We start from the raw sequence: 17,827 nt of genomic DNA on the forward strand, positions 1-17,827 counted from the left end.
CGCAGCGCGCGAGGTCAATTGAAGCCCTGATTTACGGGGATGAACAAATTCGATTGACCCGCTGTGCTTGGCAAACCGGCGACCTTGTCCCTATCTCGCGAGCCAACAGGATTCACGCCGGAGGCAAGTACATGGCGACGACGCACAAGACCCGCATGCTCATTATCGGTTCCGGCCCTGCCGGACTTTCCGCCGCGATCTATGGCGCGCGCGCGGGTATGGAGCCGATCGTCGTGCAGGGTCTGCAGCCCGGCGGCCAGCTCACGATCACGACCGACGTCGAGAACTATCCGGGCTTCCGCGAAGTGATCCAGGGCCCCTGGCTGATGCAGGAAATGCAGGCGCAGGCCGAGCACGTGGGGACCCGCATGATGTGGGATACGATCCTGTCGGTCGACCTGTCGGGTCCCAGGTTCGTTGCCATCGGCGACAGTGGAGACACGTACGAGGGCGATACACTCGTGATCGCCACCGGCGCGCAGGCGAAGTGGCTGGGTGTCGAAGGCGAGCAGGAACTTTCGGGCAAGGGCGTTTCGGCCTGCGCCACCTGCGACGGGTTCTTCTATCGCGGCAAGAAGGTCGTGGTGATCGGCGGCGGCAATACCGCGGTGGAAGAGGCGCTCTACCTCACCAATCACTCCGACGACGTGACGTTGATCCATCGGCGCGATTCGCTGCGTTCAGAAAAGATTCTGCAGGACCGCCTCTTCGCCAATCCGAAGGTCTCCGTGCTCTGGAACAAGAAAGTCGATGGTTTCGTGGCGGGCGAGGATGGCCAGCTTCGCGCCCTGGCACTTACCGATACCGAGACCGGCGAAGCCAGCGAAATCGAGACTGACGGCGCTTTCGTTGCCATCGGCCATGCGCCCGCGACCGAGCTGTTCAAGGGCAAGCTGGCGATGGACGAGACCGGCTACCTGCTGGTCGCGCCCGGCACGCCCAAGACCGACGTTCCCGGCGTCTTCGCGGCGGGTGACGTCTGCGACCACACCTATCGTCAGGCGATCACGGCAGCGGGCATGGGCTGCATGGCCGCGCTCGATGCCGAGCGTTATCTGGCCGAGAAGGAATTCAGCGGCGTTACCGAGACGGTCCAGGGCTGAGCGCGCGACGTCAGCCCCGCAGGACTTCCAGGACCTGCGCCACGAGCCATGCCTGCGCTTTCGGCTCGACGTAGCTGTGCGTGGCCTCCGCGCAGGTGCGCAGGCGCGGATCGGCCTTGTCCCACTTCGATAGGAAGGCAAGGCCGGTGCGATCCCGCCCGGCGATAAGGAAACGTACAGAGCCTTCGAATGCGGCAAGACCGCTTCCGATCTCGGCGGCAAGTCCGTTCGGCGCCTGAGGGGCAGGGCGGACTGCCGAAATCAGGCTGCGGACGAGCTTGCCGATCGCGACTTGTCCCGTCAGCAGGCGTTTGATCGCAGCCGGGTCGGCCAGACGGCGGCGATAGTGGTCACGAACCACTTCGGCCGGAGCTTCCTCGTCGTCGCTCTCGATCGTCCAGGGGTTGGAAAGGACCAGCGCGTCGAAGCCGTCGCCTTTGCTCAGCATGAGCGCGCTGGCCGCATCGCAATTGCCGAAACCGATGACGCGCCGGACCTGCGGGCACTGCTCCCGGAATGCGGCGAGGGCGGCGGCGATGTCCGGTTCGCTGGAACGGAACCCCCCGTTTGGGCCTTCGCTGTCACCCACGCCGCGGCGATCGAAGCGCAGGACGGGAAAGCCCGCCTCGGCGATCCGGGCCGCGAACAGGGCCTGACCGTTCCATGCGCCGCCGCGCACTTCGTTGCCACCGGTGATGAGCAGCAGGCCTGTCTCGGCCGGGGCGTCGTCCAGCGTGGCGGCCAGTTGCACGCCTTCGCAGGCAAAGGTGAAGTGGCGCCGGGTCACGACGTCATCCCACGCGCCAGAACGGCGGCGAGTGCGTCAGCCTGCGAACTGTCCTCGTCCGGTTCGGCCCGCAGCCACAGCCCGCTGCCACCGATCGCCTCCTGTGCAATGACCGTGGCGGCCGGGTCGGGAACCATCGGCTCGAAATGGCGGTAGAAATCCGCGCCGAGCCGATAGCCTGCCAGTTCGATTCCCGAAGTCGGCGCCATCTCGGACAGGCGTTCGCGGACTTCCTCGCGACCGGCCTCGCGGGATGCAAGAATACGCGCGCGGATCATCTGGCGCAGGATCGAGGCCGCCTTTGCCGGGACATAGTGCCATGTCGGCAGTCCTTGCGGCGTGAACAGGCAGCCGCCCCTAATGCCCAGCACATGCGTCGCCCCGAAATGACGCGCCGCCGCCGCAGTGGCCTCGAACCAGCCCGGCACGTTCTGCCGTTCGAGCTGTTGCAGGCTTTCATTGCAGCCGGGAAGGTCCGGTACGACGCTGTCGATCCCCGAGGCGTCGAGCCGGCGCATGACTTCCACGGTCAGCCGGCGCAGGCGGTTGCCTTCGTCGAACAGGGCGGGGATGATCAGCAACCGGTGCTCGCGTCCGCCGTCGAAAGCGAGCGCATATTCTTGGCTGATGTCGCCGTCGGGCAGCGGGCAGGGCCAGCTTGCGGGGGTCATCGCAAGAGCTGCCGGGCGCTCATGCCCCGGCGCGCTTGGCCTCTGCAAACGTCAGCAGGCCGCCGAAGGTCTCGAGCATTTCGCCGTCGATCTCGTCATCCTCGATGACGATGTCGAGCCGGTCTTCCAGTTCCGTCAGCAGACCGGCCACGGCCATCGAATCCAGTTCGGGCAGGTGACCGAACAGGCCGGTATCGGCGTCGAACCCTTCGGCCTGCCCCGGCTTGAGCCCGAGCACGTCCGTCAGGATGCGGCGCAGCAGCAGATCGGTGTCGTTGGACATGGTCCCTCGGTTCAAGCGTGGTATTATCGGTCCCGGCCTCTAGCCCCGCTTCGCGATGGCGGCAAGGCGTCGCATGCCGGCCATGGCGAGAACGGGCCAGTTTCGGGGTGTCACGGGGCGGAACATGTCGAGCCTGTAGCGCGGGCGGACCTGTTCCATCCAGTCGCGCTTGTAGGGATCGTCGCCGGTGCCGAAATCGACGAGGTCAACCTTGTCGACGTCGATCACGTGGCGGAACAGGGCCGCCGTAAGCACCGAACCGGGCGAGAGCGGCCGCGCGGCTTCGCGGTGCGCGAGCTTGTGGATGAATGCCGTTCCGCCTTCCACGGTCCACATCTGCGCCGCGATCGCCTCGCCTCCGGCTCTGGCGACACCGAGGCGCAGGCGTCCGGCATCGCCTTCGGCGCGGGCAAAGGCGCGCAGGAAATCGGGCGAGCCTTCCTCGGGCTTCCAGCTTTCGGCGTAGATGTCTTCGTAAGCGGCCCAGACTGCCTCGTCGAAATGGGTTAGGACCTGCGTTTCGACCTTGCCCGTCTTGCGTTTGAGCGTGGTGCGCAGTTTTCCCGGACGGCTGGCGATATACTCGTCGTAGCTGCGGCCTGCGACGGGGAGGATATGGTTGGTATCGCAGGTTTCGCGCAGTACCAGCCAGCCGCTGGTCCTGAATGCCGACTGCAGAAGCGAAGCGCTCCCATCCTCGTCGGGAATGCCCGAGAGTGTCACCCGATGCGCCTTGCGGGCCAGATCGCGGGCGAGGGCAGTCAGCGGTGCGGGCTCGCCCGAAATGACGGGGCGGAAGCGGAAGGTGTACCAGTTGGCCAGTGCGCTCAGGTGTCCCGATGTCCCGGCCAGCGGCAGGATGGCCGCCCGATCCGCGTCACGGGCAATGGCCATCAGCGGCGACAGCCCGCAATGTCGTTCCAGCATCTGCCACCAGGCCAGACGGTCGAAGGGGGCGTGTTGACAGCTGTCGGAAAGCAGCCGCGCAAGCTGGCCATCCGATTGCACTTCCTTAAGATCGGAGTGATATTCGATCTTTACCACGTTACCTTCAAAACCTTCCAGTGGAGCCTTTGCCTTCATCATGCGCGGCAGTCCCCAGAATCCTATCCTGCCGCTAGACCATCTGGCCCTGCGCGGCGCCGATGAGGCCGACGCGCTGGTGCTGCGTGAAGGCGTGCTTAGCTACCGAGAATTAAGATCGCGTGTCTCTCGCCTCGCCGCCTGGCTGGCGCACGAGGCGCCTGAAAAAGGCGCACGTGTCGCGACATGGGCGTCAAAAGGCGAACTGACCTGCCTGATGCCGTTGGCCGCGGCGCGGGCCGGTCTGGTCCATGTGCCGATCAATCCGCTGCTCAAGCACGCGCAGGTCGCGCATATTCTGGCAAATAGCGGTGCCGTGCTGTTGATGGGCACGCCGGCCCGGCTCAAGGGCTTGCAGGACGGTGACGTGCCGGCCGGATGCCGACTGGTCGAAGAACCGGAAGTGCTCGCCGGTGCCGCGGCGCTGGGCAGGGATATGGAACCCTCGACTGCCGATCCCGACGATCTTGCGGCAATCCTCTATACCAGCGGGTCCACGGGGCGCCCCAAGGGCGTCATGCTCAGCCACGCCAACATGTGGCTCGGGGCGGATAGCGTGGCCGATTACCTTGGCCTTGCGAGCGATGACCGGACGCTCGCGGTCCTGCCGCTGTCGTTCGACTATGGGCAGAACCAGCTGCTTTCCACCTGGTACGCGGGCGGCTGCGTGGTTCCGCTCGACTATCTCATGCCGCGTGACGTCATGAAGGCCGTGGAGCGTCATGCCATCACCACACTGGCCGCCGTACCGCCGCTATGGGTGCAGGTCTGCGAACTCGACTGGCCGGTCGAGACGGCAGCCAGGCTGCGGCGGCTGACCAACAGCGGCGGCGCCCTGACCGTCGATCTGGTCAGCCGCATGCGCGCGCTGTTTCCGCAGGCCCGGATTTTCGCAATGTACGGGCTGACCGAGGCCTTCCGCTCGACCTATCTCGATCCGGCCCTGATCGACACGCATCCGACCTCGATGGGAATGGCTATCCCTCACGCAGAAGTACTTGTTATCAATGATATGGGGAAGGTATCTGAGGACGGGCAGGAAGGTGAGCTGGTGCATTGCGGCCCGCTCGTCGCGCAAGGGTACTGGCAGGACCCGCAGCGTACGGCCGAGCGTTACCGGCCTGCGCCCGAGGCGTCCCGCTATGGTGGAATCGCCGTCTGGTCGGGGGACCGTGTGCGGCGCGATGCGGACGGGCTGCTCTATTTCGTCGGCCGGCGCGATGCGATGATCAAGAGCGCGGGCAACCGGATCAGCCCGCAGGAAATCGAGGAGGCGGCACTTGCCACGGGCCTCGTGGCTGAAGCAGTAGCGCTGGGCGTGCCGGACGAACGCCTGGGGCAGGCCGTGCACCTCGTTGTACGTGCCGCTCCCGGAATTTCAGATATAGAGGAAGAATTGCCTCGTAAGCTTATGCAAGAACTGCCGAATTTCATGCAGCCCAAGGTCATTCACTGGCGTGACGCCATGCCAGTCGGCCCCAACGGCAAAATCGACCGGACGGGGCTTCAGGCGGAGCTGGTGGCGTGAAGCCGCTCGGGCCTGTTCCTGCCGGCTACGATGCCATTGACGGCGTGCTCGCGGTGGGGGGGCGGCCTGTGACGTACTGGGCGGAACAGGCCGGTTCTACGCCGTTGTTCCTCTACAGCATCGCGCATGTCCGCAAGCGGGTGGCGGATCTTCGGGCCGCCATGCCCGAGAGGCTGGCGCTGCACTACGCCGTGAAGGCCAATCCGTATCCGCCGCTGCTTTCGCTGATGACGCAACTCGTCGACGGGTTCGACATCGCGTCCGGAGGAGAGCTGGAAATCGTCCGCCAGGCAGGCATTGCGCCGAACACCGTGAGTTTTGCCGGTCCGGGCAAGCGCGATGCGGAGCTTGAGGCGGCGATCCGTGCCGGCGTCACGCTCAATCTGGAATCCGAAGGGGAAGCGGCCCGCGCGCTGGCGATTGGCGAGCGCACGGGGGTGATCCCGCGCCTTGCCATTCGCATTAACCCCGATTTCGACCTCAAGGGCTCGGGCATGAAGATGGGCGGAGGCGCCAAGCCTTTCGGCATCGATGCCGACCGCGTGCCCGCACTGGTGCGCCAGCTCGCCGGAAGCGGCGTGGAATGGCGGGGCTTCCATATCTTCGCCGGCAGTCAGGCGCTCGATGCGGAGGCGATCGCGGAAACGCAGGCCCAGGCTCTGGACCTGGCCGCGCGCCTGACCGGGGAGAGCGGCGTGCCGCTGCCGCACTGCAATCTCGGAGGAGGGCTGGGAATCCCCTACTTCCCGGGCGACAAGCCGGTCGATCTGGCGCTGGTGGGAGAACGGCTGGCGGAGCGTTTCGAACATCTGCCCGATGCCTTGCGGGATACCGCGTTCTGCATCGAACTGGGGCGCTATCTGGTCGGCGAAGCGGGGGTCTATCTGGCCCGGATCGTCGATCGCAAGGTGAGCCACGGCGAGGTTTTTCTCATCACCGATGGCGGGCTGCACCACCAGTTGGCGGCCTCGGGCAACTTCGGAACCGTGGTGCGGCGCAATTATCCCTCTGCCATCGCCACCCGCTTCGATGCGCCGGCGGAGGAAGAAGCTTCGATCGTCGGCTGCCTGTGCACGCCGCTCGACAAGCTGGCCGACAAGGGCGGGTTTCCCCGTGCCGATGTGGGCGACCTCGTCGCGGTGTTCTGTGCCGGGGCCTACGGCGCCAGCGCGAGCCCCGCGTCGTTTCTGGGCCAGGGTCCGGCCGTTGAAATGCTCGTTTGACAAGGTCTTAACGAAATAGGCACTGGTACGTCCCGATTTGGGACTGGCTGGAAATTGACAGCCAAGGCTAACGCTATGTTCACCCTTTTTTCGGATTACGGACACCGGATTTTGCCAGCCGTCCCTTCGCGCCGCGTGGTGCGAGGGCTGTTGGCGCAGACGAGGAAGTGTCCATGCCGCAATACCGCTTTGCCCGACTTCTGGCCGGTTCTGCGCTTGTCAGCGTCGCCTTGTCGGGCTGCATGGGCTCGGCGTCCGGCCCGGAATTGCCGCCCGCGTCGTTCGTGTCGATGCAGGAGGGACCGGGCGAGGAATACGTCATCGGGCCGCTCGACACGCTGACCATCTTCGTCTGGCGCAACCCGGAACTCGGCGCGAAAGTGCAGGTGCGGCCTGACGGGCGCATCACCACGCCGCTGATCACCGACATGCCGGCGGTGGGCAAGACGCCCTCGATGCTGGCGGAGGACATTCGCCTCCAGCTCTCGCAGTACATCGAAGACCCGCTGGTTTCGGTGATCGTCGACAACTTCTCGGGCACCTTCAGCCAGCAGATCCGCGTCGTCGGCGCCACCGAGAAGCCGGCGTCGATCCCCTACCGCGCCAACATGACCGTGCTGGACGCGATGATCGCGGTGGGCGGCCTGTCCGAATACGCGGCGGGCAACAAGGCGCGCCTGATCCGCTTCGACAAGACGAGCGGCAAGCAGCAGGAATACCAGTTGCGCCTCGGCGACCTGCTGAAGAAGGGCGATAGCAAGGCCAACGTCATGCTGAAGCCCGGCGATGTGATCATCATCCCCGAAAGCATGTTCTGAGGGCCGGGCGCACGCGATGAACAACCTCTACGAAGAACTGCTTTCCGCAATTCACAGCGTCTGGACCCGGCGCTGGATTGCGCTGGGGCTCGCCTGGGCGATCTGCCTGCTGGGCTGGCTGGCGGTGGCGACGATCCCCAACAGCTACGAATCGAAGGCGCGTATCTTCATCCAGCTCGACGATGCGCTGGCCGAACAGGTCGGGATCGGCGTTGCCGACAAGAAGCGCGACATCGAGCGCATCCGCCAGACGCTGACGAGCGCCGTGAACCTGGAAAAGGTGGTGCGCGGCACGCGCCTCGGCGACACCATCGAATCGCCCAAGCAGATGGAAGCGGCGGTCCTGCGGCTGGCCAACAACGTGAAGGTCGTCAGCCAGCAGGACAATCTCTTCGAGATCACGGCAACCACCAGCTATTCCTCGTTCTCCGATGCCGAGAACGCGAAGCTGGCGCAGGACGTGGCGCAGAAGATGATCGACATCTTCCGCGAGGAGAACTTGTCAGGCAACCGCGGCGAAATGGTCGAGACGCTGGAATTCGTAAACCAGCAGCTCAGGCAGCGTGAAAAGCAGCTCGAGGCCGCCGAACAGAAACGCACTGTCTTCGAGGCCCAGCATCCGGAGCTTGCGCAGGGCGGCACCGCGATCGTGCAGAGGCTTGAGAACTCGCGTTCGGCGCTGCGCGATGTCGAGGGGGATCTGGTTGCGGCGCAAAGCGCGCTGGCCGCGATCGACGGTCAGCTCGCCAGCACGCCGCGAACCATAACCGGCGCCGGAAGCGGCGGTGCGCAGGCAGCACTGGCCAAGGCGCAGGCCAGCCTTGCCGCGATGAAGGCGCGCGGGCTGACCGACAGCCATCCCGACGTGATCGCCACGCGCAACCAGATCGCCGCGCTCAAGGAGCCAGCGGCACAGGAAGCGGCAAACGGGGGCGGCACGATCAATCCGGCCTACAGCTCGCTGCAGTCGATCCGCGCCGAGCGCCAGGCCAATGTCCAGGCACTCCAGGCGCGCAAGGCGGCCTTGCAGTCGGATGTGTCCTCGCTGACCGCGTCCGCGATACAGGATCCGGAACTTGCGGCCGAGGCGCAGCGCATCAACCGCGATTACGACGTGCTGCGCAAGCAGTACGACAAGCTCCTGCAGGATCGTGAGGAGCTGAAGCTGCGGGGCGAGGTCAAGACCGAACGCGAGGCCGTGAAGTTCGAAGTGGTCGATCCGCCCACGACACCGCGCGCGCCCGTTGCGCCCAACCGTCCGGTGCTGCTGCTGGGCGTGTTGGTGATGGGCGTCTGCGGCGGTTGTGCGGGAGCCTTTGTGCTGAGCCGCGTGCGTTCGGTGTTCTCGACCACCGCCGGTCTCGAGCGTGCCATGGGCCTGCCGGTGCTCGGCGCGATCTCGCAGAACCTGACCGATGGCGCCCGCGCGTTGCGTCGCAAGCGGCTCAAGTACTTCTATGGCGCCACTGCGGCGCTGGGCGGGCTCTTCGTGGTGCTGCTGGCAGTCGAATTCATCCAGCGCGGCATGGTGGCCTGAGGGGAACAGACATGACCGAGCACAGCAAGATCCCCATGCCTCCCGCCGAAGCGGACGCTCGCGGCGAGTCGCTGATCGAACGCGCCGCCGGGCATTTCGATCTGAACAGCTACATCGCCAGGCCCAAGCCGCTTCCGCCCGAAGCAGTGGACAAGGCCCTGGTGCGTCGCCGGACATCGTCGCAACCGGCACCTCGGCCAGAGCCGGAGGCGCTCGGGGCCGTCGGAACGGAAGGCCCGGCAGCGAGCGTGCCGGAAGCGTCGCAGCCGGCAGCAGCGCCTGCGCCGGTGCGCACCGAGTTTTCCGGCGAACGTCTGCCTGTCGACCGCGAGCATCTGCGTGAGCAGGGCCTGATCGTGCCCGAGGGGGCCGTCACGACGCTCCTTGAGGAATTTCGCATCGTGAAGCGCCAGCTGCTGGTGCAGGCGGCCGATCTGCGCCGGCAGAACGCCGGCCCGATGGCACAGCGCATCCTTGTCAGCTCGCCCCATCCGGGCGAGGGCAAGACTTATTGCGCGCTCAATCTGGCGCTGTCGATCGCGGCGGAAAAGGAGAGCGAGGTTCTCCTTGTCGATGCCGACTTCGCCAAGCCCTCGATCCTCTCGGCGCTCGGCTTGCCAGGCGGTCCCGGCCTGATGGATGCCCTGATGGACGAGAGCATCGACGTTGCCGAATGCGTGCTGGGCACGGACGTTCCGGGGCTGTGGGTCCTGCCGGCGGGCGATACCAGCAACAACGACAGCGAATATCTTGCCAGTTCGCGCACCGCGCGGGTGCTTGATCGCCTGACCGAGGGCGCGCCAAACCGCATGGTGATCTTCGATTCCCCGCCCGCGCTGGCGGCTTCGCCCGCGGCGGAATTGGCGAAATACGTGGGCCAGGCAGTGGTGATCGTGCGGGCCGACATGACCGGGCAAGGGGCGCTCGAGGATGCGATTTCGCTGCTCGGGGCATGTCCGAATGTCCAGCTTCTGCTCAATGCCGCGCAGTTCAGCCCGAGCGGTCGCCGCTTCGGTTCCTACTACGGATACAAGGGGTGAGCCGGATGCGACAGTTACGCAATCGACCGGCACTGGAGCGCGCCGTTGCTGGAGTGGCGCTGCTAGCGGGCCTTGCCGTTGCTGCGCTTCCAGCCACCGTGCATGCGCAGGCGATCGGTTATGACAGCGCGGGAGCGGAAGACCAGAGCACGGCCGAACCGCCGCCGTACAAGCCGGCCAAGTCCCGCAAGCGGGGCGGAAAAGGCATCAAGCGGCTCGAAGTGACGCCCTATATCGAGATCGACCAGATCCTCGATGCGCAGCTTTCGCCCGGAAACGATGTGCTGACGTACACCCGTGCGGTGGCCGGCGTTGATGCGGCGGTCGCCGGACGCAATAACGGCGCATCCGTTTCCGTGCGCTACGAACACCAGTTCGGCTGGGGCCGGAAGGCGGCCGACGGCGATGCGATCAGCGGCATTGCGCGTGGCTATGCCACCGTGACGCCGGGTCTGACCGTGGAAGCGGGCGGTCTTGCGACGCAGGCCACGGTGGATAATGGCGGATCGGCGCTCCCCGGCGGTAATGTCTCGACCAAGAGCAAGACCAAGATCTATTCGGTCTATGGCGGTCCTTCGGTGGCGACGCGCGCCGGCGATGTGAACATCAATGCCAATTACCGCGCCGGTTTCACCAAGGTCGATCATTCCAACGCCTATGTGGCTGCCCCCGGAAGCGTGGCGGTCGACGTCTTCGACAAGAGCGTGACGCAAGTCGCGGATGCCGAGGCGGGCGTTGCGCCCGGTGCGGTGCTTCCGGTGGGGCTGGCGGTCGCCGGCAGCTTCTATCAGGAAGACATCTCCAACCTCGATCAGCGCGCGCGCGACATGCAGGCGCGCGCGATGGTCACGGTTCCCGTTGGCCGCACCGTGCAGGTCGTGGGCGCTCTCGGTTACGAGGACGTGGAGATTTCGAGCCGCGATGCCGTGCGCGATGCCGATGGTAATCCCGTGATCGGTTCGCATGGCCGCTACGTTACCGACAAGAGCGTGCCGCGCGTGCTGTCCTACGACGTCAGCGGACTGACCTGGGACGTCGCGGTGATGTGGCGTCCGAGCCGCCGCACGTCCCTCTCTGCGCATGTCGGCCGTCGCTATGGCTCGACAACCTACGGCGGAACCCTGGCCTATGCGCCCGACGACCGCAGCCAGCTCAGCATCAGCGTCTACGACAATATCGGAGGTTTCGGCGGGCAGCTCAATCGCCTGATCGACCAGCTGCCCGACGACTTCGAGGCAGTACGCGATCCGGTTACGGGCGAACTGACCGGCTGTGTCGCCACGCTGGAGGGTAACAACTGCCTGTCCGGCGCGCTTGGCTCGGTGCGCTCCTCGACCTTCCGCGCACGCGGCGTGATGGCGAGCTATTCGATGCGGATCGGACGCCTCAATGCCGGCCTCGGGATGGGCTACGACCGCCGCAAGTTCATCGCCGCCGAAGGCACCGTGCTGGCCGCTGCGAACGGCGTGATCGACAAGAACTACTGGCTCGCCGCCTATCTTAGCGGCCCGCTTGGCCGCAATGCGGGATGGGCGACCAGTGCCTATGCCAACTGGCTCAGGACCAACGATCCGCTGTTCGGGGACGTGGCCGGCTATGGCGCTTCGGCAAGCTACTACCGCCTGCTGACCGAGCGCCTGCGGGCGACCCTCGCTGTGGGCGTGGACGGGGCGACCCGCGACGATCCCGCAATCGACGATATCTGGACCGCGTCGGCGCTCGCCGGCCTTCGCTACAACTTCTGAGTCCCAGGGGAGGACCAACGATGTTCGACGACTTCTACGGGCTGCAGGCAAGGCCTTTCCAGCTGACGCCCGACCCGGCGTTCTATTTCGAGAGCCTGACGCACCGCAAGGCGCTGTCCTACCTGGGCTATGGTCTGGGGCAGGGCGAAGGTTTCGTGGTCATTACCGGCGAGGTCGGCTCGGGCAAGTCGACGCTGGTCGCGCACCTCATGGCGACCGTCGATCCCTCGCGCATGACCGCTGCCAATGTCGTGACCAGCGCGCTCGACGGTGAGGAGATCGTCCATGTCGTGGCGCAGGCCTTCGGGCTGCCGGTGGAAGGGCATGACAAGGCTTCCGCTCTTGGCGCCATCGAAACCTTCCTGCACGAGGAAGCGCGTGCCGGGCGCCGTTGCCTGCTGATCGTCGACGAGGCCCAAAACCTCACCGTCAGCGCGCTCGAGGAACTGCGCATGCTGTCGAATTTCCAGCTCGGCTCGCATCCGCTGCTGCAGACGCTGCTGCTCGGCCAGCCGGAGTTTCGCGATACGCTGATGGAAAGCGATCAGCTTGAACAGCTTCGCCAGCGCGTGATCGCTGCCCACCATCTGGGGCCGATGCAGCCCCAGGAAGTGCAGGCCTACATCGAGCACCGCATGAGCTGCGTGGGCTGGACAGGCAATCCGGGCTTCGATCCGGGCGTCTTTGCCGAGATCCACGAGGCGACTGGCGGTATCCCCCGCCGTATCAACCAGATCGTGAATCGCCTCCTGCTCCTCGGCGCGGTCGAGCAGCGCGTGCAGATCGACAGCGCAATGGTGCAGCAGGTGCTCGACGACATGGAAGCCGATGGTTCCCTGGCGCTTGCAAAGAACAAGGCGCCTGCGGTTTCGCAGACCGAGCCCGTCGCGGCGGAAGCCGTGGATGCGGGCGAAGTGTCGGCCGTGCAGCCGGTTCACGTCGATGCGATCGACACTGCTGCGGCGGTCGCTCTGATCGAGGCGGCCTTGGCTGATCGCGACGCGCAGATCAGCGAACTGCAGCAGGCCGTGCTCGAACTCGCCAATGCCGCTGAAGCGCGCGAGGCCGCCGAAGGCAGGGGCAACGACGATCAGGTTGCGGCGTTGCAGGCCCAGCTCGCGGAAGCCAGCGCGCGGGCGGACAGGCTTGAAGCGCGTCTGGACGAACAGGAGCACATGCTGCGCCACACGCTGACGATGCTGATCGAATGGATCGAAGGCGGGGACGGGCGGCGCGAGGCTGCCTGAAGCATTCCCGCCAGGAGGACGCGCTCATGAATACCAGCGAGCCGATCAACGGGCTCTCGGTCGATGTCGAGGACTGGTTCCAGGTTGGCGCCTTCGAAAAGGTGATTGATCGGGATAGCTGGGATGGGCTGACCGACCGCGTCGAGCGCAATTGCGATGAAATCCTTCGCCTCTTCGCCGATTTCGGGGTGAAGGGCACATTCTTCACGCTGGGATGGGTGGCCGAGCGGCACTCCCCGCTGATGCGGCGCATCGTGGATGAGGGGCACGAGATCGCTAGCCACGGCTGGGACCATGAGCGGGTGTTCCGCCTGGGCGCCAAGGCCTTTGCCGCGGATATCGATCGGGCCCGCAAGGCGATTGAGGATGCCTCGGGCTCTGCCGTCACCGGGTACCGCGCGCCCAGCTTTTCGATAGATGCGCGTACGCCCTGGGCGTACGAGGTGCTGGCCGAGCAGGGCTATGCCTATAGTTCGAGCGTCGCGCCGATCACCCACGACCACTACGGCTGGCGCGAGGCGCCCCGCTTTGCCTTCCGGCCTCTGCCCGGCAGCGACCTGCTCGAAATCCCGGTTACGACCGCGACATTTGCAGGACGCCGGCTGGCGGCGGGAGGGGGCGGGTTCTTCCGCGTGCTGCCCTACGGTTTCTCGCATTGGGCGATCGGGCAGGTGAACCGGCAGGAACAGCGCCCCGCCGTGTTCTATTTTCATCCCTGGGAAATCGATCCCGAGCAGCCGCGCGTTGCCGATGCACCGATGCGCTCTCGCCTGCGGCATTACACCAATCTTGGTGCCATGGCCGGCAAGCTGCGCCGCTTGATCGGCGATTTTCGCTGGGGGCGCATGGACGAGCTGGCGGCGCGCGAGGCGGGCCATGCCATGAGGCTGGCGGCATGAACGCACCTTTCGCTCCGACGCGCAGCAGCGTGCGCACGGTCGACCTTGCCGATCCCGGCGAAGTGGACCGCCTCGAAGGGTTCGTTGCGCGCCATCCCCAGGGCACGCCGTTCCATCGCCCGGCCTGGTTCGTTTCGGTCGCTCGCGCAACCCGTAACAAGGCCTACGCCCTGGTACAGGAACGTCACGGTGAAATCGTCGCGTTCCTGCCGGTCGATGCCATTCACTCGCCTGTGTTCGGACGGGTCCTTGCCTCCACCGGCTTTGCCGTCGGCGGCGGGCTGCTGACGTGCGAAGGGGCCGAGCCCGAGGCGATGTTCGCGGCTGTCGAGGAACTGGCGCGGCGCGTGTCCTGTCCGTCGATCGAACTGCGGGGCGGCCTGCTGCCCGACGAAGCGAACGGCTGGGCGCTCAAGACCGAATCCCACTGCAATTTCGCCAAACCGCTGGCGGGGGACGACGATGCGCAGCTCGTCAGCATTCCGCGCAAGCAGCGGGCCGAAGTCCGCAAGTCGCTTGCCAACGATCTCACCGTGGAGGTGGGAACCGCCGAGAGCGACCGGGCGGCCCATTACGCGGTCTTCTGCGAAAGCTACCGCAATCTGGGCACGCCGGTCTTCCCGCGCGCGCTGCTCGACAGCGTGATCGACGGTTTCGGTAAGGATGCTGACATCCTTACTGTCCGCCATCAGGGCAGGGCGGTCGCCAGCGTCATCAGCGTCTACCATGGCGGTGCGGTCATGCCCTACTGGGGCGGCGGCACATGGGACGCGCGGCGTCTGCGCGCCAATGATCGCATGTATTACGAACTGATGCTCCATGCCCGCCGGCGGGGCTGCACCACATTCGACTTCGGCCGCTCCAAGACGGGCAGCGGTGCCTATCATTTCAAGCGCAACTGGGGCTTCGAACCCGAGCCTTTGACTTACGCGACGTGGACCCAGCCCGGTACCGCCGCGCGCGAGGCCGATCCGACGAGCGCGAAGCTTTCGCTGCAGATCGCGGTCTGGCAGCGCTTGCCTCTGTCTGTCGCCAATCGGCTGGGGCCCCTGATCGCACGCGGGATCGGCTGATGGGGGAGATCCTGTTCATTGCGCACCGCATCCCGTTTCCGCCGGATCGCGGGGACAAGATCCGCTCGCACCATGTGCTCAGGGCCTTGGCGCGCCTCGCGCCGGTTCATGTGGCGACATTCGCGGACGACGAGCAGGATCACCGTTTCGAGGCCGATCTGGCCGCACTCGCCGAAAGCTATTGCCTCGTCCATCGCAGCAAGGCGCTGCCGGTTGCGGGCATGGAGGCGCTCGCAACCGGGAAGCCGCTGAGCCTTGCGGCCTTTCACGACAGAAGGCTGGAACGCTATGTTCGCGATGTGATTGCGCGCCGCCCGATCGACGTCATCTACATCTTCTCCGGCCAGATGGCGCAATATGTCCCCACCGGATTTCGCGGCCGCGTCGTTGCCGATCTCGTCGATGTCGATTCCGCCAAGTTCGAGGCCTACGCGCAAAAGAGCAGCGGCCTGCGCGCGTGGATGGAGCGGCGCGAAGGCAGGCTGCTGTGCGCGGAGGAGGCGCGGATTGCCCGGACTTGCAACGTTACCTTGCTGATCAGCAAGGCGGAGGCAGGCTTGTTGCAGTCGCGCCTGGAAGATCGCAATGGAGCGTCGGTCCGGGTCTGTTCGATGGGCAACGGCATGGACAGCGATCATTTCGATCCGGCGTATGTGAAGTCCGAACCGCGCATGCTCGCAAAGGGAAGCCCCCGGCTGATCTTCACCGGGCAGATGGACTATGCGCCCAATATCGAGGCGGCCCTGCGTGCGGTCGACCGGATCATGCCGAGAGTGCGTGCGGCCTGCCCGAATGCCAGTTTGCATATCGTCGGCCGCAATCCGTCGGCCGCGCTCAAGGCGCGGGGTGGTCGTGATGGTGTCGAGGTCTGGGGAAGGGTGGAGGACATCCGCCCCTGGCTTGCTGCCGCCGACATGGCGCTCGTGCCGCTGGAGATCGCGCGCGGCGTGCAGAACAAGGTGCTGGAGGCGATGGCCATGAAGCTGCCTGTCGTCTTGTCGCCCGAAGCCGCGACGGGGATCGATGCCTGCGACGGTCGGGACTTCCTGGTCGCGGCCACGGATGCACAGCTTGCCGACGCGATTGTCGCGTTGGCGAGCGATCCGGCGCGCGCAAGCGACATGGGCACGGCGGCACGCGAATGGATCGTTGCCAGTGCCAGCTGGGAGGCCGCTGTGGCGCAGCTTCCTGCCTATCTCGGCCTGGAAAAGGGGAGCGTGAGCGATGCCGCTTGAGATGCGCGCCATGGCATCCTCGCTCGTCGCAGCCGGCCGCGCGCTTTCTCCGGCGTGGCAGGCCGCACTCGTCCGGCTCGGCGCGGTCTGGGCCGTGCTGCTGGCGATATTTGCGTCCGACTGGGCCGCCATGGCGCGCCAGTGGTGGGACATCTCGACCTACAACCACATCGTCCTGATCCCCGCGATCCTCGCCTGGCTGGTGTGGCAGCGCTGGCCCGAACTGCAGAAACTGGAGCCCAAGGCCTGGTGGCCGGGGCTCGCGCTGTTTGCAGGCGCGGCGTTTCTGTGGCTGCTCGGGGCGATCTCGGGCCTCGATCTCGCGCGGCAGGCCGGCGTGGTCGCGATGCTCGGCGCGGCCGTGCCGCTGCTGCTGGGCGTGAGGGTCGCCGCTGGCCTGGTTTTCCCGCTCGCCTACCTTGTTTTCCTGGTTCCTGTCGGCGAGGAACTGATCAATGTGCTGCAGATGATCACTGCGGAGATCACCATTGCCCTGACACACCTGAGCGGCATTCCCGCCGTCATCGATGGCGTGTTCATCGATACCCCGGCGGGCCTGTTCGAAGTCGCCGAGGCCTGTTCGGGGGTGAAGTTCCTGATCGCCATGGTCGCCTTCGGCGTTCTCGCGGCCAATGTGTGCTTCGTCAGCTGGCGCCGCCGCGCCGCGATGCTGGTCGCCTGCGTCATCGTGCCCATCGTCGCCAACGGCATCCGGGCCTGGGGTACGATCTATGCAGCCCAGATCTTCGGTGTGGAAGTTGCCGCCGGTTTCGATCACATCGTCTACGGATGGTTCTTCTTTGCGATCGTGCTGGCGCTGGTGATCGTTGGCGCCTGGCGTTTCTTCGACCGGCCTACGAATGTTCCGATGATCGACGTGGAGGCGATCCGGACATCGCCCTGGCTGGGCCGTCTGGAGGCGAAATCTGTGTCTGCGGGCAAGGCGCTGGTGGCGCTCGCTGTGGTGCTGATCGCGACGCGCAGCTGGGCCTTCGCGGCCGAAACGCTGGAGGCACCGATGCCTTCGCATATCGACCTGCCCCAGGTTCCCGGCTGGACGCGGGTCGACTATTCCCCGCGCATATGGTGGGAGCCGCGTGCCGAAGGCGCCGAGCATCGCCTGCTGGGGCGCTATCAGGATGAAGCGGGGCGGCAGGTCGATGTCTTCATTGCGCTCTATTCGCGGCAGGGCGAGGGCCATGAGGCTGGCGGCTTCGGCCAGGGGGCGCTCATGCCCGAAAGTCCCTGGTCATGGCAGTCGCCGGGACCGGCCTTCGGAGCGGGCAAGAGCGACCGCCTGCTCGGCAACGGAACGGTCGAGCGCGTGGCCGTGACCTGGTACCGCAACGGCGACCTGCTTTCGGGCAGCAACGCCAGGCTGAAGCTCGCCGTCATCGCCGACCACCTGCTGTTCCGGGCACGTCCGACCGCCACCCTGATCCTGTCGGCCGAGGACATGCCGCAGGGGACGGCCGGGCAGGCGATTGCACGTTTTCGCGCGTCCACAGGGCCGTTGGGGCCGTGGATGGACCGCATGACCGGCGTCAGGTAGAGA

At 66.0% G+C, this 17,827-nt stretch carries 16 protein-coding genes; 12 read left to right on the plus strand and 4 right to left on the minus strand.

Features of this window, described 5'->3' with window-relative positions; genetic code table 11:
* Positions 1–131 precede the first annotated feature (131 nt).
* Positions 132–1,103 carry a thioredoxin-disulfide reductase gene (gene trxB / locus NZK81_RS10435; protein ID WP_260046070.1) on the plus strand — a complete coding sequence of 324 codons (972 nt, stop codon included), beginning with the start codon at positions 132–134 and terminating at the stop codon, positions 1,101–1,103.
* Between the two features lie 10 nt (positions 1,104–1,113).
* Here trxB and NZK81_RS10440 read toward each other — a convergent pair whose 3' ends face one another.
* From NZK81_RS10440 to NZK81_RS10455, 4 genes are read right to left on the minus strand one after another with little or no spacing between them, the layout of a single operon-like run.
* Positions 1,114–1,890 (minus strand): hydrolase 1, exosortase A system-associated, encoded by a 777-nt coding sequence (locus NZK81_RS10440; RefSeq protein ID WP_260046071.1) that lies wholly within the window; start codon positions 1,888–1,890, stop codon positions 1,114–1,116.
* Positions 1,887–2,561, minus strand: coding sequence for an alpha/beta hydrolase family protein (locus NZK81_RS10445; protein WP_260046072.1), 675 nt, complete (start codon positions 2,559–2,561; stop codon positions 1,887–1,889). Before NZK81_RS10445 ends, NZK81_RS10440 begins: the two co-directional genes overlap by 4 nt.
* A 19-nt stretch (positions 2,562–2,580) precedes the next feature.
* Positions 2,581–2,844, minus strand: coding sequence for an acyl carrier protein (locus tag NZK81_RS10450; RefSeq protein WP_260046073.1), 264 nt, complete (start codon positions 2,842–2,844; stop codon positions 2,581–2,583).
* A 39-nt stretch (positions 2,845–2,883) separates the two neighbouring features.
* Positions 2,884–3,930: a GNAT family N-acetyltransferase gene (locus NZK81_RS10455; protein ID WP_260046074.1), complete on the minus strand. Its 1,047-nt coding sequence runs from the start codon at positions 3,928–3,930 to the stop codon at positions 2,884–2,886.
* On the opposite strand from NZK81_RS10455, the gene NZK81_RS10460 reads away from it, so the two are divergent.
* From NZK81_RS10460 to xrtA, 11 genes are all read left to right on the plus strand, one after another.
* The gene (locus NZK81_RS10460) at positions 3,929–5,455 is read left to right on the plus strand and encodes an acyl-CoA ligase (AMP-forming), exosortase A system-associated (protein ID WP_260046075.1); all 1,527 of its coding nucleotides are present in this window, start codon (positions 3,929–3,931) and stop codon (positions 5,453–5,455) included. The two genes, NZK81_RS10455 and NZK81_RS10460, sit on opposite strands and share 2 nt — an antisense overlap.
* Positions 5,452–6,678, plus strand: coding sequence for a pyridoxal-dependent decarboxylase, exosortase A system-associated (locus NZK81_RS10465; protein ID WP_260046076.1), 1,227 nt, complete (start codon positions 5,452–5,454; stop codon positions 6,676–6,678). The genes NZK81_RS10460 and NZK81_RS10465 overlap by 4 nt, the downstream gene beginning before the upstream one ends.
* Before the next feature lie 173 nt (positions 6,679–6,851).
* Positions 6,852–7,496: an XrtA/PEP-CTERM system exopolysaccharide export protein gene (locus NZK81_RS10470; RefSeq protein WP_260046077.1), complete on the plus strand. Its 645-nt coding sequence runs from the start codon at positions 6,852–6,854 to the stop codon at positions 7,494–7,496.
* 16 nt (positions 7,497–7,512) lie between these two features.
* Entirely contained in the window at positions 7,513–9,033 is a 1,521-nt protein-coding gene (locus tag NZK81_RS10475) for an XrtA system polysaccharide chain length determinant (RefSeq protein ID WP_260046078.1), read from the plus strand.
* An 11-nt stretch (positions 9,034–9,044) separates the two neighbouring features.
* Positions 9,045–10,073, plus strand: coding sequence for a P-loop NTPase family protein (locus NZK81_RS10480; RefSeq protein WP_260046079.1), 1,029 nt, complete (start codon positions 9,045–9,047; stop codon positions 10,071–10,073).
* Between the two features lie 5 nt (positions 10,074–10,078).
* Positions 10,079–11,818, plus strand: a complete 1,740-nt coding sequence (locus NZK81_RS10485) for a preprotein translocase subunit YajC (RefSeq protein WP_260046080.1) — start codon at positions 10,079–10,081, stop codon at positions 11,816–11,818.
* Positions 11,819–11,838: 20 nt separating this feature from the next.
* Positions 11,839–13,065 (plus strand): XrtA/PEP-CTERM system-associated ATPase, encoded by a 1,227-nt coding sequence (locus tag NZK81_RS10490; protein WP_260046081.1) that lies wholly within the window; start codon positions 11,839–11,841, stop codon positions 13,063–13,065.
* A gap of 26 nt (positions 13,066–13,091) precedes the next feature.
* On the plus strand, positions 13,092–13,964 hold the full coding sequence (locus NZK81_RS10495) for an XrtA system polysaccharide deacetylase (protein WP_260046082.1): 873 nt from the start codon (positions 13,092–13,094) through the stop codon (positions 13,962–13,964).
* The gene (locus NZK81_RS10500) at positions 13,961–15,037 is read left to right on the plus strand and encodes a FemAB family XrtA/PEP-CTERM system-associated protein (RefSeq protein ID WP_260046083.1); all 1,077 of its coding nucleotides are present in this window, start codon (positions 13,961–13,963) and stop codon (positions 15,035–15,037) included. Before NZK81_RS10495 ends, NZK81_RS10500 begins: the two co-directional genes overlap by 4 nt.
* Entirely contained in the window at positions 15,037–16,272 is a 1,236-nt protein-coding gene (locus NZK81_RS10505) for a TIGR03087 family PEP-CTERM/XrtA system glycosyltransferase (RefSeq protein ID WP_260046084.1), read from the plus strand. Before NZK81_RS10500 ends, NZK81_RS10505 begins: the two co-directional genes overlap by 1 nt.
* Entirely contained in the window at positions 16,262–17,824 is a 1,563-nt protein-coding gene (xrtA, locus tag NZK81_RS10510) for an exosortase A (RefSeq protein WP_260046085.1), read from the plus strand. Before NZK81_RS10505 ends, xrtA begins: the two co-directional genes overlap by 11 nt.
* The last annotated feature ends 3 nt before the right edge of the window (positions 17,825–17,827 follow it).

The sequence above is a fragment of the Novosphingobium mangrovisedimenti genome, from assembly GCF_025153475.1.
GTDB lineage: Bacteria > Pseudomonadota > Alphaproteobacteria > Sphingomonadales > Sphingomonadaceae > Novosphingobium > Novosphingobium mangrovi_A.